The 13,422-nt window shown below is 44.0% G+C and carries 13 protein-coding genes and 1 other RNA gene; 3 read left to right on the top strand and 11 right to left on the bottom strand.

Features of this window, described 5'->3' with window-relative positions:
• Positions 1 to 25 precede the first annotated feature (25 nt).
• Genes surE through dnaX form a run of 4 tightly spaced genes read right to left on the bottom strand, consistent with a single transcriptional unit; the run spans position 26 to position 3,513 of the window.
• The gene (gene surE / locus NKE59_RS03770; RefSeq protein WP_353439645.1) at positions 26 to 811 is read right to left on the bottom strand and encodes a 5'/3'-nucleotidase SurE; all 786 of its coding nucleotides are present in this window, start codon (positions 809 to 811) and stop codon (positions 26 to 28) included.
• Positions 812 to 823: 12 nt separating this feature from the next.
• On the bottom strand, positions 824 to 1,459 hold the full coding sequence (recR, locus tag NKE59_RS03765) for a recombination mediator RecR (RefSeq protein WP_353439644.1): 636 nt from the start codon (positions 1,457 to 1,459) through the stop codon (positions 824 to 826).
• A gap of 8 nt (positions 1,460 to 1,467) precedes the next feature.
• Positions 1,468 to 1,791: a YbaB/EbfC family nucleoid-associated protein gene (locus NKE59_RS03760; RefSeq protein ID WP_353439643.1), complete on the bottom strand. Its 324-nt coding sequence runs from the start codon at positions 1,789 to 1,791 to the stop codon at positions 1,468 to 1,470.
• Between the two features lie 57 nt (positions 1,792 to 1,848).
• Positions 1,849 to 3,513, bottom strand: coding sequence for a DNA polymerase III subunit gamma/tau (gene dnaX, locus NKE59_RS03755; protein WP_353439642.1), 1,665 nt, complete (start codon positions 3,511 to 3,513; stop codon positions 1,849 to 1,851).
• 33 nt (positions 3,514 to 3,546) lie between these two features.
• On the opposite strand from dnaX, the gene ffs reads away from it, so the two are divergent.
• An RNA gene (gene ffs, locus NKE59_RS03750) (signal recognition particle sRNA small type) lies at positions 3,547 to 3,644 on the top strand.
• Positions 3,645 to 3,870: 226 nt separating this feature from the next.
• Here ffs and NKE59_RS03745 read toward each other — a convergent pair.
• The 7 genes from NKE59_RS03745 to NKE59_RS03715 form a co-directional block, all read right to left on the bottom strand.
• On the bottom strand, positions 3,871 to 4,014 hold the full coding sequence (locus NKE59_RS03745; protein WP_353439641.1) for a hypothetical protein: 144 nt from the start codon (positions 4,012 to 4,014) through the stop codon (positions 3,871 to 3,873).
• A 132-nt stretch (positions 4,015 to 4,146) separates the two neighbouring features.
• A complete protein-coding gene (locus NKE59_RS03740; RefSeq protein ID WP_353439640.1) occupies positions 4,147 to 5,289 on the bottom strand; it encodes an adenylate/guanylate cyclase domain-containing protein in 1,143 nt (380 codons plus the stop codon).
• A gap of 16 nt (positions 5,290 to 5,305) precedes the next feature.
• Positions 5,306 to 6,118, bottom strand: a complete 813-nt coding sequence (locus tag NKE59_RS03735; RefSeq protein WP_353439639.1) for a protein-glutamate O-methyltransferase CheR — start codon at positions 6,116 to 6,118, stop codon at positions 5,306 to 5,308.
• On the bottom strand, positions 6,119 to 7,264 hold the full coding sequence (locus tag NKE59_RS03730) for a chemotaxis response regulator protein-glutamate methylesterase (RefSeq protein ID WP_353439638.1): 1,146 nt from the start codon (positions 7,262 to 7,264) through the stop codon (positions 6,119 to 6,121).
• A 16-nt stretch (positions 7,265 to 7,280) separates the two neighbouring features.
• Complete coding sequence (locus tag NKE59_RS03725; protein WP_353439637.1) at positions 7,281 to 7,724, bottom strand: chemotaxis protein CheW; 444 nt, start codon at positions 7,722 to 7,724, stop codon at positions 7,281 to 7,283.
• On the bottom strand, positions 7,721 to 10,036 hold the full coding sequence (locus tag NKE59_RS03720) for a chemotaxis protein CheA (RefSeq protein ID WP_353439636.1): 2,316 nt from the start codon (positions 10,034 to 10,036) through the stop codon (positions 7,721 to 7,723). The genes NKE59_RS03725 and NKE59_RS03720 overlap by 4 nt, the downstream gene beginning before the upstream one ends.
• Positions 10,037 to 10,083: 47 nt before the next feature.
• Positions 10,084 to 11,892, bottom strand: a complete 1,809-nt coding sequence (locus tag NKE59_RS03715) for a methyl-accepting chemotaxis protein (RefSeq protein ID WP_353439635.1) — start codon at positions 11,890 to 11,892, stop codon at positions 10,084 to 10,086.
• 118 nt (positions 11,893 to 12,010) lie between these two features.
• Between NKE59_RS03715 and NKE59_RS03710 the strand changes: the two genes are divergently transcribed.
• Together NKE59_RS03710 and NKE59_RS03705 are read left to right on the top strand one after the other, a co-directional pair.
• Positions 12,011 to 12,868: a hypothetical protein gene (locus tag NKE59_RS03710; RefSeq protein WP_353439634.1), complete on the top strand. Its 858-nt coding sequence runs from the start codon at positions 12,011 to 12,013 to the stop codon at positions 12,866 to 12,868.
• 6 nt (positions 12,869 to 12,874) lie between these two features.
• A complete protein-coding gene (locus tag NKE59_RS03705) occupies positions 12,875 to 13,420 on the top strand; it encodes a cyclic nucleotide-binding domain-containing protein (RefSeq protein WP_353439633.1) in 546 nt (181 codons plus the stop codon).
• Positions 13,421 to 13,422: the final 2 nt, after the last annotated feature.

Raw genomic sequence — 13,422 nt, 5'->3', positions numbered from 1 at the left:
TGGGCTGCGTAGCGCTCGGGAGATTTCATCCACGATCCCAGCCAGAGGACCGCATACTGGCTTGCCGCGCATGATTGGTGAGATCCAATTGCATCGGTGTAATCGAGATACATCCTTGTGCAATCGCATGAAAATCGGTTCCCTCAGAAAAGTCTCGTGCCTCACCTGCTGGCCCAATCCAATAAATATCTTCGTTACGTGGGTTCTTCTGCACAATCACAGGTTGCGAGTGGTGACGTGTTCCTAAACGCGTGATACGCCAACGCTTGAGCTGTTCATAGTTTCCGTTAGGGATATTAACGTTTAGTAAGGTAGCAATACCATCGCCTCGCTCTAGAGGCTCTTTGAGTGTTTGCTCGACAATATCGCGTGCAGCGTTAGCGGCATCCTCAATTTGAGCCCAGCCTCGATCGACCTGCGAGAACGCTACACCCGGTACACCAAACATTACCCCCTCAATCGCTGCGGCGACCGTACCCGAGTACAGCACATCCTCCCCCATGTTCTCGCCCTGATTAATACCTGAGACCACGAGGTCGGGCTTCTCATGCAAAAATCCGGTCATAGCCATGTGTACACAATCGGTAGGGGTGCCATTCACAAATAAAAAGCCATCACGCTCCCCACCTGCCACCCGATGAATACTCAGAGGTCTAGAGAGGGTTAACGAGTTAGATGCGCCGCTATGGTTTTGCTCGGGCGAGACAACCGTAATTTTGCCAAGGGGTCGCAAAGCATTGACCAAGGCCAAGAGTCCTGGGGCAAGATAGCCATCATCATTGCTTACTAAGATATGGGGTATGCGGCTCATGATTCATTCCATTTATGTCATTGATCGTCGGTCTAGTAAAGCGCGTGCCAATGTACCAGCATCGACATACTCAAGCTCGCCACCAACCGGAATACCTCTAGCGATCCGTGTTGCTTTGATGCCTTTGAGTTTTAATATCTCGCCAATGTAATGTGCGGTGGCCTCACCCTCACTGGTAAAGTTAGTAGCAAGCACAACCTCTCGTACTGGGCCACCAAACTCAGATTTCTCAATCCGATCCAGTAAGCGATCGAAGTGTATCTCTTTGGGGCCCATCCCATCTAATGGTGAGATGCGACCCATTAATACAAAGTACTGTCCTTTAAAGCTCAAGGTTTGCTCTACCATCACCTGATCGGCTGGGGTTTCCACAACACAAAGTAAGGCAGGATCGCGCCGTGAGTCTGAGCAGGTTGAGCAGAGCGCGTGCTCTGAGAAGGTATTGCAGCGCTGGCAATGCCCGATCTTTTGGACAGCATCCCCTAAGGACTCTGCTAATACGGCTGCGCCATTGCGATCGTGTTGCAACAAGTAATAAGCCATCCGTTGTGCTGATTTTGGGCCAACGCCTGGCAATACTCTAAGGGCCTCCACCAAGCGCGCTAATGCATCTTGCGGTACATCATGACGGTTGTTTGAGCGGCTCATTCCCGATCTTAGAAAGGTAGCTTAAAGCCAGGTGGCATTGGCATACCAGCGGTTGCTCCAGACATCAGTGCCTGACTTGCTGCCTCCGCTTGTTTAAATGCATCAGCGTAAGCGGTCACCATGAGATCCTCAAGCATCTCACGATCATCCATTGCTGCTGGATCTATTTGCACTCGCCTCATCTCATACTTTCCACTGATGGTGATCTTGACCAAACCATTGGCTGCCTGACCGGTCACTTCCATCGCGCCAAGCTCTTCTTGAGCCCGCTTCATCTTTTCTTGCATCTGCTGAGCCTGCTTCATCAAGCCTGCAATTTGGCCTTTCATCATGGTGTCTATATCTCCAATGGTGTTCTGTAATGTATAAAAAGGGTAATCAATTAACCATCATATGGGGCGCACGGATCCAGTGACCACCTTAGCCCCAAACTCACGCTCCAACTCTTGTAAGAATGGATCTTTCGCCATTTGCTCTTCAGCATTGAGTTTTTTCTGTTCATAGATCTGTGCATCGACCTTGGCTACTGTGTGACTCGCTTTGCCATCCCCTAATTGCACCCTCACTGCTTTGCCATAATGTGCTTTTAATGCCTCACCCAGACGCGCAATACCATCGGTGGTCGCTAATTGCGACATGGCAGTGGTAATGGTCACCAAGACGGCATCGGGGGTATCGCGCCATTCCTGTAACTCGGTTTGGAATGCCAGTTGTTGCGCCAATCCTCGCAGTGGCAAGGTTCTCATCAGCGCATGCCAATCGGGTGCTTCCTGACTACTTGCTGTGGCCTTACTGGGTGTAGCAGCAGCTTTAGCAGGAGTTACAACCGGCGCTGGGGCAGGAGCTACGGCAGGCGCTGCAACAGGAGCTGCGGCGGTGCTTGCTGGGGCTTTATTGCTGGGGGCCGCAGCCTTGGATGAAGGGCTAGTAGGACCAATGCCAGTCGCTCCACTGCCGCCTGGTTTAAAGGCCAACATACGTAAGAGTGCCATCGCAAACCCGGCTTGCTCATCTGGGGCGAGCGATAAATCAGCGCGGCTCATAATTGCAATTTGATAAAAGAGTTGTGTTTCTTCGGGGGTAAATACCTTAGCTAGGCGGCGAATCTCATTGGCTTCTGGCCAATCATCGAGTACGGAGTTAGGCACTAACTGTGCGGTAGCTATTTTGTGTAACAAACTAGCCAGATCTTGTAATGCAAGGGAGAAGGACATGCTACCTAAGCCCATCTCTTCTGCAATATCGTTGAGGGTCTTACCATCTTTGGCTTGTAAGGCATCCAATATCTTGATGAGGTACGTATCATCAATCGTGCCTAGCATCGTGCGTACCGCTGCTTCGGTGACAGGGCCTGCCGCATACGCAATGGCTTGATCGGTAAGTGATAGTGCATCGCGCATCGATCCTTGCGCCGCCTTTGCGATAACCCGTAAGGCATTTACTTCAGTACTGACCGACTCGGATTGAAGAACAGCCTGCAGATGCTCTACGATCACTGGCACGGGCATCTGTTTGAGATTGAACTGCAGACAGCGGGATAAAACGGTTACTGGTATCTTTTGTGGATCAGTGGTCGCCAAAATGAACTTCACGTGCTCTGGTGGTTCTTCCAAGGTTTTGAGCATGGAGTTAAATGCATGCGAGGTCAGCATATGCACCTCGTCGATCATATAGACCTTGTAGCGTGCGCTACTCGGTGCATACGCTGCCTTCTCCAATAAGGCCACCATCTCATCCACACCGCGATTACTAGCGGCATCCATCTCTATATAGTCAACAAAGCGCCCTGCATCGATCTCAGTGCAAGCTTGGCATTTGCCACAGGGCTTGGAGGTCATCTGTCCTTTGCCATCCGCCCCGGTGCAGTTAAGCGCTTTGGCCATGATGCGGGCGATCGTGGTCTTACCAACCCCACGGGTGCCAGTAAATAACCATGCATGGTGCAAGCGCCCCTGATCGAGGGCATGGGTCAGCGCTTTAACCACATGATCTTGCCCAAGCAGTTCAGTGAAGGTTTTAGGGCGCCATTTACGAGCTAGTGCAAGTGCAGTCATATTGCAATTCTAGCAAGAGCTACAATAAAGATGGACGGGCCTCCTCGCATGGTGGCTTGGCAACCTGGTCAGGTCGGGAACGAAGCAGCCATACCCAATAACTATCAGTGCCGAGGGTTTGGCTCGTCCTCTTTCCTGTGCCCTTCTTATCTGGTCTGGAGTTTGTTTTTGGCAAATAACAGACATGAAAAACCCAGAAATTGGCATGCAAATTACGGTGCTAAAAAATCAGGAAGTTCTTGATTTGTATACAAAATATTGCATTTCGTTTTTTGGAGAGCTCTTTTTAAGCATTGCTATCCTTGCGGAATTAATAACACTCATTTCAATACCTTCTCGGGCATCAGGCTAAATCAGCTATTTAGGACTCTTTTTAATCGACGCCAGATTAGCGGTGTGCTCTTTTAAGGCTTCTAATTTTTCAATACGAACGGTTGTTTCATGATGATGCAATAGAGCCTTATAGAGTTTTGTACGAAACAACTCAATAGAAACCATCATAAGGAAAAAAAGCAAAAAAATATCGCCACCGATCTTTAATCAGACATAAATCAGAAATACACAGACATAAAACCGACATCAAACGCAATGTTGAAGTTTGATTAAATTCAATCTTTGTGCTCATTATAAAAACTATGTACTTTTTCTACCATTCAAAAAATGGGTCATGATTTGACCCAAACCCTTGCACTCCATCAATTCACGCTCCTCTAAAATAAATTTGTCATTAAGAGCCTCTTGAGTAGCTGGTGAAATTTGGATCCTGCCAGGCAAAGATGTTGATTCCATGCGACTCGCCGTATTGACGGTATTTCCCCATAAATCGTATGAAAACTTAGTAAAACCAATGACTCCTGCCACTACAGGCCCTGAATTTAAACCAATTCGCATGTTTAACTCTGCATTATTTTCTGCATTAAAGGCTGCCAAATCCTCAAACATACCTAATGCCATATCTGCCACAATCTCAGCATGATCAGAGCGAGGAATTGGTAAGCCGCCAACTGCCATATATGCATCACCAATCGTTTTAATCTTTTCCAGGCCTAAGTTTTCGCCACGCTTGTCAAATCTAGAAAATAAATCATTCAAAAGCTTCACTAAATCGGCGGCTGATTTTTGTGAAGACATCTTTGTAAAACCTACTAAATCACTAAATAAAATAGTTACTTCAGGATAGCTGCCTGATATATTTTTTTCGCCCTTCTTTAATCGCTCAGCAATTGGCTTGGGTAAGATATTGAGCATCAGTTTTTCAGTTTTCATCTGCTCAAATTCCAATAACTCTTTTTCTTTATTAAGCATTTCAAGATGCTTTTGATCAAGGTCTCGAAGTCGCTTTTTCTCTAGCGAGGAAAAGATTCGTGCCCTAAGTAGAATTGGATCAAATGGTTTTGGTAGGTAATCTTCAGCGCCAATTTCGATACATTTTATAGTTTTATCAAACTGCTCGGCACCAGATATAACGATTATTGGTAGGGATTTGTAAACCTCATCGGACTTAAGTTCGCTTAATACACCTAAGCCATCTAATTCTGGCATTTCCATATCGAGCAACATTAAGTCAATAGATTTCTCTCTAACAGTTGCAATTGCCTCTACGCCATCTGCGGCTTCTAAAATATTTTGAAACCCAAGCGAATTTAATTCACGAATCAAAATTCGCCTAAGAGTGCGACTATCATCAACAACAAGAATGCAAAATGCTGCAAATAAAGGATCTATATTTTGATTGCTTGCCAAACTTTGCTCTGTTGAAATATTAGTTTGCTCCATAGCATGCCCTTAATCGTTAATTAACTTGGTAATAAGAAATTTTTTCTAATGGAACCGTTTTATATAGGCTATTCATATAAATTGACTCCGAAGCGCCAAGAATTAATACTCCGTTCTGGCCGTGTAGCTGCTTATGCATCTTCTCCAATACTTTATTTTTGGCATCTTGGTTGAAATAGATCAAAACGTTACGCAACATAATCAAGTCAAACTTTGGATAGAACGGCCAGGAACCGACAAGATTATGGGGTAAAAAATTCACCATGGTCCGAATAGAAGGATGAATTTGATACACCTCACCCTTCTTATGAAAGTATTTATCCAAATATTGCTGATCTAACCCACGCTTTACTTCTGACGAACTATATATTCCGGCTCTTGCTTTATCAAGAATCGACTCAGATATATCAGTCGCTTGAATCAGGATACTCCAATCGTGTAATTCAGAAAAATTCTCACGAATCAGCATCGCAATACTGTAGGCCTCTTGTCCCGCAGAAACTGCCGAACTCCAGATATACAAAGTCTTTTCTTTTTTACGACTAGCAATAAGCATAGGCAAGATATGTTTTTGAAGACCATCAAATACGTGCCTATCTCGAAAAAAAGAGGTTTCATTCGTGGTCAATGCTTCAAATGCCTGCCAATGCAAAGATCCAACCGGCTCTTTTACAAGCTCTTTAATAAATGAATAAACATTTGGATGCCCATCTTTTTGACTCAATGGCAAAAGACGAGATTCAATTAAGTACTGCTTTGTGTCATCTAAGGAAATGCCAATATGTTCTTCCAACATTGCATAAAACTGCGGAAGATATTCTTTAGACATTTATCGGGAAGCAGTGGCTTGTCTAGAGCGAAATACAATTTCTTCTGAGATCTTCTCTATTGGCAATACCGCATTCGCCAATCCTGCCTGAACTACTGCTCCTGGCATTCCCCACACAACACTGGTAGCCTCATCCTGTGCAATGATCTGTCCATCCTTGGCCGAGATTATCTCGCAACCCTTTAGGCCGTCATATCCCATACCAGTCAGCATCACTGCCAATACCCCGCCGCCATATACCTCAGCCGCAGATCTAAATAAAACATCCACTGCTGGACGGCATGAGTTTTCTGGTGGCTCAGTATTTAAATGAATACTAGTTTTGGTACCAGACTTTTTTAGGGTCATATGAAATCCACCTGGTGCGATGTAGCCAGTTCCCACTGCAGCGATCTCACCTTCTTCAGCTTCTTTTATGCTCATGACCCCAGCAGCACTTAAGCGTGCAGCAAGTAATGCCGTAAATGAAGGTGGCATATGCTGAACAATAAAAATTGGCACGCTAACTGGCGTAGCAATTTGACTAAAGATTTGCATTAAAGCCATGGGGCCGCCAGTTGAAACACCAATACAAATAGCTTGCACTGGCTTTACTGGAATAATGGATTTCAGCGAACTTTTCTCTATCTTTTTGGGGTTTGTAGGCTCTTCTTTGGGACTTGTTCGGGGAGATGGGGTTGGACTGAGCGATTTACCGTCAGGCCCATTAGCCTCTCTTACTTGGCGTGATTTAACACGTTTAGCAAGGCCAATAATTTTGGGAATTAACTCGGTTTCCAGCACCTTAAAGGCGCCATCAATGCTGCCAGCCGAAGTAGCAGGCTTGCCAACATAATCACTAGCGCCTGCGGTTAATGCCATGATTGCAGCCTGAGCCCCTTGATGGGTAAGGGAACTAAACATAATGATCGGTAAATACTTATTGGTCTTGCGGATTTCACGAAGCGCCGTTAACCCATCCATTTCCGGCATTTCAATATCCAAGGTCATCACATCCGGAGAATAAGTTTTTACAGCCTCAATTGCTTGTAAACCATTGGCAGCAAAACCAACAACCTCAATTAAGGGATCTTTTTGTAAAGCGCTTGCTATGATTTTGCGCATAACGGCAGAATCATCAACAATGAGTACGCGAACTTTATCCAAACTGTCTAAACTAAAATTAGTGTTGTACTAGGGATATGCCGGAAACAATCTTCTGGGTATCTAATATCAGCAGTAATTTATCTGCCAACTTATGCACCCCAACAATCAGCTCTCTTGCGTTAGGGTCTAAATTACTTGGAGTTTCTTCAAAGGTTGCTTCGGTAACCTCTGTGAAATCCCCAACACGATCAACCATCAGCGCAAATAATGAATCTTGATCCTGAAAGAAAATACTTACCGTATCAGGTCCATCCACATTTGCTTCTAGACCCAATCGAACACGCATATCGATCGCTGTAACGATATGGCCACGTAAATTAAAAAATCCTGCAACCTCTTTTGGCCCCAATGGGACAGGGGTAACTTCTTGCCCCTTGGTTACTTCAACACCAATGGCAATCGGAATCCCAAAAAAAAGATTGCCGACATAAAAAGTTGCGTAGGCGCCAGAACGACTCATTTAACTTCCCCGTTCATCGCAAGTGCAACGTTTACTGACTCTTCATCATGCACAAAGTTAGGGTCATTAAAGGGGCCCATCCCACTTAAACTTAAAATTTCTTGTACATTCAAAATGCTCATAACGGCATCATTCACGATTACACTACCCATAATTCCGCGCTGTGGTTGGGTAATCATCACCGATTGAGTCGGAACATTAACAATGTTGTGAACCTTCTTGACGATAAAGCCAATAGGTTGGCCCTTGTGATAATGCACAATTACTGGCACAGTTTCATCGCCATATAAGCTCTTATGAGTTGCACCCTCAACATAGTTTGTTAATGGAATCAGCTTCATAATTTTTTTACCATAAAGCACCACTGCCTCATTTCCACGTCGATCAATTTTTGAGGCAGCAATCATCTCTAAGCGATCAACGGCATCTAGTGGCATGACCATTCTCTCTAAGCCAAGCAAATCGAATGAGAGCATTTGTTGCTCATCCGTATTGGCACCAATCGCAGTGGATATGTCCTGCTCGAATTGATTGTCTGCTAACTTAGCAATAATTCCAGAGCGCACGGCAATAGCAGCAATATCAAAAATCAGCGCAACGCGTCCATCACCCAAAATCGTACTGCCGCTATACACAGGGGTACCTTTAAGTAAAGGTCCTACGGACTTAACCACAACCTCTTGCATATACAGCACTTCATCAACAACGATACCAAAGCGAATGCCAGCGGCCTGAACAATCACGATGTTTAAAGGCTGATCAACTGGTGTAGGTTGTTCATCTAACTTGAGTTGATGATTTAAGAAAACAAGTGGGATGAGCTTATCGCGCAAACGAAATACGGGCACTCCATAAAAATCTTCCACGCCAGGAACGCCCTCTTTGGGTTCATAGCGCAACATTTCAAAGACATTAACTTGCGGTATGGCATAGCTGTACTCTTTACAGCGCACAAAGACAGCGGGCATGATCGCCAAGGTCAGCGGAATACTTAAACGTAAGCGGGTTCCTTGGCCTGAAGTGGCAATATCTACGTTACCGCCAATTCCCTGGATATTGGTTCGTACCACATCCATACCAACACCCCTGCCAGACAAATTAGTAATTTGGTCTTTAGTTGAGAAGCCCGGTAAATAAATAAAATCAATAATTTCACGTTCAGTGAGCTTACTCACGCGTTCAGGTGTCACAAGTCCTTTTTCCACCGCCTTTTTAGCAACCAATGGCACATTGATCCCGGCACCGTCGTCGGCAATCTCAATGACAACGTGGCCATTTTCATGAAAGGAACGTAGCTTTACAGTACCTTGCTCTGGCTTTCCTTTTGCCGCACGCTCACTAGGAGACTCAATACCGTGATCCACGCTATTGCGGATGATGTGTACTAAGGGATCACGAATACCTTCTAATAAAGTGCGGTCTAGCTCGGTTTCAGCGCCAATCTGAATTAGCTCTACCCTCTTACCAGTTTCTTGCGCGATATCCCTGACCAATCTTGGAAACTTAGTCCAAACCTGACTAATCGGCTGCATGCGTGTTTTCATCATGCGCTCTTGCAACTCCAGCGTCACTGAATCAATTCTCCGAACGGTGTTATTAAACGCTAAATCCCCACTTGTTCTTGCAAAAGACAATAATCGATTACGAGCTAAAACCATCTCACTTACTAGGTTCATGAGCTTATCTAAAAGCTCAACACTCACTTTTATTGGAGCCGCAATTTCTGTTGAGCGTTCAGGCTCGGGGCTCTCTTTAGAATCTACAGGCTCAGGTACATCGGTACTGGGCAAAGGGCTAACCTCTTTATTAGAAGTTTGGACCACTTTTGTTTCTTGAGGAGTTGCTTCAATAACGGCAGCTGGCTCTGGTGATGGCGAGGCGACGAAACTAGCAGCATCCTCTTTTCCTGTTCTTGGAAAGGCTTTACCACCATCCGTTAAGAACTTAAGCCATTCAATCAATTCAGAATCGTCACCCACAGATTCACTGCGCTGCTTTTTAATATTAGCGACGATCTCACGCAAACGATCCGAGGTTGCTAAAAGCGCATCGGTAATTTCTTCGTTAAGCGCTAATGCGCCATCACGAATTTTACTCAGCAAAGATTCACCCGAATGGGCTACTTTTTCAAGACGATGAAAGGCAAAAAACCCGCTGCTACCTTTAAGGGTATGCATGGCCCTAAAGATATTCCCAACCAACTTCTTGTCATCCGGATTTTGCTCTAAGGCAACAAAATCGAGATCAAGTTGATCAAAAATTTCCTGCGCCTCGAGCAAAAACTCGTCTAAGATTTGATCGTTATTATCCATATCTCTTGATTGGATATTGACTTTTAATAAGTTAGGTCCCGGATTTCTTAGGCCTCTACCTTAAATTTATTAACAAGACCTTGTAATTCGGTAGCCATTTGTGAAAGTTCACGGGCAGCCTGCTGAGAATTATTAGCACCTTCTGTTGTGCTTCGAGATACTGAAGAAACAGAATCGATGTTCTTAGCAATCTCAGTACTCCCAGAAGCTGCCTCAGCCACAGTTCTTCCAATCTCATTAGCGGTGGCCGCCTGCTCTTCTACAGCGCTTGCGATAATTCCAGAAATATCATTAATCTTGTTAATGATCCCGGAAATTGAAGTGATCGAATCAATTGCACCCTTCACATCATTTTGGATATTGATTACTTTTTCACTAATTTCTTCAGTCGCTTTTGATGTTTGGCCTGCGAGCTCCTTAACTTCATTTGCCACTACCGCAAAGCCTTTACCCAGCTCACCTGCACGAGCAGCCTCAATAGTCGCATTCAGAGCCAGTAAGTTTGTTTGCTCTGCAATCGAGGAAATGACTTTAAGAACACTTCCAATTTCTTGGCTACTCACACCAAGCTTACTCATCGTATCGCCGGTGGTGCGCGCTTCATTCACGGCCTGAGTAGCGACTGCAGAAGCTTCAATCGCATTGGATGAAATCTCGCGAATACTAACGCTTAACTCTTCAACGCCTGTAGCAACTGTCTGCATATTGCTACTTACTTGCGTTGCAGCAGAGGCTGCAGATCCAGCCTGAGCATTAGTCTCTTCAGCGTTTGAACTCATTTGAACGCTTACAGCAGATAATTCCTCGGAAGCCGCGGCTAAGTTAGTAGCATTTTTAGAAATAGCTTTAAATGCATTGCGCGAAGTCTCAATCAATTTATTGACTTGATTAGAGATTTCTAGGAAGAAGCCATCTTTACCTTGCAATGGCACAGCAGCAGTGAAGTCACCACCTGCAGCAGACGAAATAATCTCACCAATTTGCTTGGTAGTTTCTTGGGCTCTGCGATTATTTTCGCGATCCGCGACAGCTAATTTATCTGCTTTTTGCAAGCTAATCTGTAACTCTGCAACTGCTTTAGCCATCTGACCAATTTCATTGGTGTAATCAGTATTTTTCACTACTGTGTCAAGTTTTGCTGAAGCCAAATCCGCCAGGGAACTTTGTAAGTTAGTGATAGGTTCAGAGATTGACTTGTTGACCAAATAAATTACAAAAATTGATAAGATAATCGCAGCAATAAGCAACCCGGCAATCAAGCTTTTGAGAAACGCTGCTTGAGCCTCAGCATTTTCCTGATTTTTTGCAGCACCATCAGCTTTTAAGGTACCAAGTTCCCGAATTTCGCCAGTCACCTTTCCCAAAAGATCCTGATAATCTTTGCCACTAATTATTTTATAAGCGCTTGTTGCGCCGCCTTTGCCATCAGCTGCTGCAATAATTGCATCTACGCTACGATAAAAATCTTGGATTAACGAACCAACATTATCTAAACGAGCCCTTACTTCAGGCCTGATAACAGTTCCCTTTGATTTTTCGTAATTTGCAGATAAATCAACCTTAACTTTGGCGATAGCTTCTTTACCTTTTCCGACGGCAGCATCATCGCCAAAATTTTCAGCCAACACTATTCTATTTACAGTTCGACCAATAACATTGATATCTCGATTTAAAGATCTTAGTAAAGAAACGCCAATAAGATCTTTTTCATACATTGTTTTTGCATTATTATTTAAAGTGCTCATTGCATAAAAGGATGCACCTGATATAACAATTGCAAAAGTAATAACGATTGAAAATCCGATAATCAGCTTTGTACGGAGATTAAGCTTTGCAAAAGATGTTGTCATGCTCATTTCGTCTGCCTCGTGTGCCAGAATTTAGTTGTTGTTAATTGGGGTTTTTTGGGGATAATTATTTCCTTGATCATAATGCACTAAATTTATGACTTTTCTAGCTAGGTGATCCCCCAAAATGGTGCCGAATGATAAAAGCGCTTCAGACTATGAAAATTTCATAGGGAAATCCCTTAGTCATTTTGAAAAAACCTTTGCCGATCTTAGCTTGGATAAGCAACCTTTTGAGGCTTGGATCAAAAATCTTCTTGAAACGGCCTTTTGGGCGAGCAAAACCTCTCACTTGCCGACCATAAAAGATATTTGCATTCAATTTGCAAAGGCGCAAGATCTAGCGTTTAGCGTGAATCCTGAACCCAAATACCATAATCGCGGCCATTTCAAAGAAGTGTGCCTTTCAATGACTGAATTACTCAAGGCACAAAATGATATTTCGCCGCCCTTAGACAATCTATCAACATGGAAAATGTCTGACCATGATTCTTTGATTCTTTTGCTTTGCGCAATCTGTCATGATTTTGGTCACGATGGTAGTATGAACAAATACCCTTTTGAGCTTGAAAAGAAATCTCTTGAAATGATTGATGCATTTATGGGGCAAATATCGATTGATTCTTCTAATCGAAAAAATATCCAAAGTACCGTCGAGCCATTTATCTTGGCAACAGATCCAAGATTTTTTCCAACACTCGTCAGTAAATTTGATATGGCTGATAGCTTTAGTCATAGTGATTGCATGTCAATGCTCTTGGTTGAATCTGACCTACTTGCTAGCACTCTTCCAGCTAGGGGAAAAATTTTAGGTGAGCGACTTTCAGAAGAATGGCAATTGACGAACCCAGAAGCGGCTGCATCGGTCAAGACAGATAAAGGTAGGCTGTACTTTTTGGAACACATTCGTTTTATTAGCCCCCAATCTCACGCATTAGGAATTGAGGTCATCCGAAAAATTTCTATTAATCAGGTTAATGAGTAGCTAACTATGTCCTCTCCAATTGATAACATCCCCTTTTTCACTGGCCTGTCAGCGCCGGACCTGATGAACATCATGTCGGTAACGCAAACTCGGAAAATAGAAAAGGGGGTCAATCTTTTCAATCAAGGTGATAAGTCCGATGGGCTCTATGTGCTGCTGTCAGGAAAACTCCAGGTCTATATTTTTAGTGGCCATATCAGCGGCACAAATAAGGTTCTAGCGACGCTAAATCCTGGTCAATATGTTGGTGAATTTGGTTTAATTGATGGCGAAACAAGGTCTGCCTCAGTAAGCGTGATTGAAGGTGGAGAAATTTTGTTTTTACCAGCCCTTGCGTTTGGAATTATCTTAGATCAACAGCCCCACATAGCCGACGCAGTTTGCGGGTTTTTGTGTGACCGAGTCATGGGCCTTCCAAAACTAAAACTGACGTCTGAAAAGGGCATTTTGATTAAAGAAAAACGGGTCAAACCCACTTTATCCAACATGAAAACTCTTTGCCAAATTGTTCGTGAGCACAACAAATTAACAGCGGTTAAAGAAAAGGGTTGAAC

It is taken from the genome of Polynucleobacter sp. UK-FUSCHL-C3 (genome assembly GCF_040409815.1).
Taxonomy (GTDB): Bacteria; Pseudomonadota; Gammaproteobacteria; order Burkholderiales; family Burkholderiaceae; genus Polynucleobacter.
The sequence above is the reverse complement of the archived record's forward strand: the minus strand, read 5'-3'. Positions and strand labels throughout refer to the sequence as shown.

Bases quoted from the DNA above. Each gene is read 5' to 3' on its own strand.
- NKE59_RS03735 (WP_353439639.1), bottom strand. From the start codon at position 6,118: ATGTCTAAAGAATATCTTCCGCAGTTTTATGCAATGTTGGAAGAACAT.
- NKE59_RS03705 (WP_353439633.1), top strand. From the start codon at position 12,875: ATGTCCTCTCCAATTGATAACATCCCCTTTTTCACTGGCCTGTCAGCG.
- NKE59_RS03720 (WP_353439636.1), bottom strand. From the start codon at position 10,036: ATGGATAATAACGATCAAATCTTAGACGAGTTTTTGCTCGAGGCGCAG.
- recR (WP_353439644.1), bottom strand. From the start codon at position 1,459: ATGAGCCGCTCAAACAACCGTCATGATGTACCGCAAGATGCATTAGCG.
- NKE59_RS03715 (WP_353439635.1), bottom strand. From the start codon at position 11,892: ATGAGCATGACAACATCTTTTGCAAAGCTTAATCTCCGTACAAAGCTG.
- NKE59_RS03710 (WP_353439634.1), top strand. From the start codon at position 12,011: ATGGTGCCGAATGATAAAAGCGCTTCAGACTATGAAAATTTCATAGGG.
- NKE59_RS03760 (WP_353439643.1), bottom strand. From the start codon at position 1,791: ATGATGAAAGGCCAAATTGCAGGCTTGATGAAGCAGGCTCAGCAGATG.
- surE (WP_353439645.1), bottom strand. From the start codon at position 811: ATGAGCCGCATACCCCATATCTTAGTAAGCAATGATGATGGCTATCTT.
- NKE59_RS03745 (WP_353439641.1), bottom strand. From the start codon at position 4,014: ATGATGGTTTCTATTGAGTTGTTTCGTACAAAACTCTATAAGGCTCTA.
- dnaX (WP_353439642.1), bottom strand. From the start codon at position 3,513: ATGACTGCACTTGCACTAGCTCGTAAATGGCGCCCTAAAACCTTCACT.
- NKE59_RS03725 (WP_353439637.1), bottom strand. From the start codon at position 7,724: ATGAGTCGTTCTGGCGCCTACGCAACTTTTTATGTCGGCAATCTTTTT.
- NKE59_RS03740 (WP_353439640.1), bottom strand. From the start codon at position 5,289: ATGGAGCAAACTAATATTTCAACAGAGCAAAGTTTGGCAAGCAATCAA.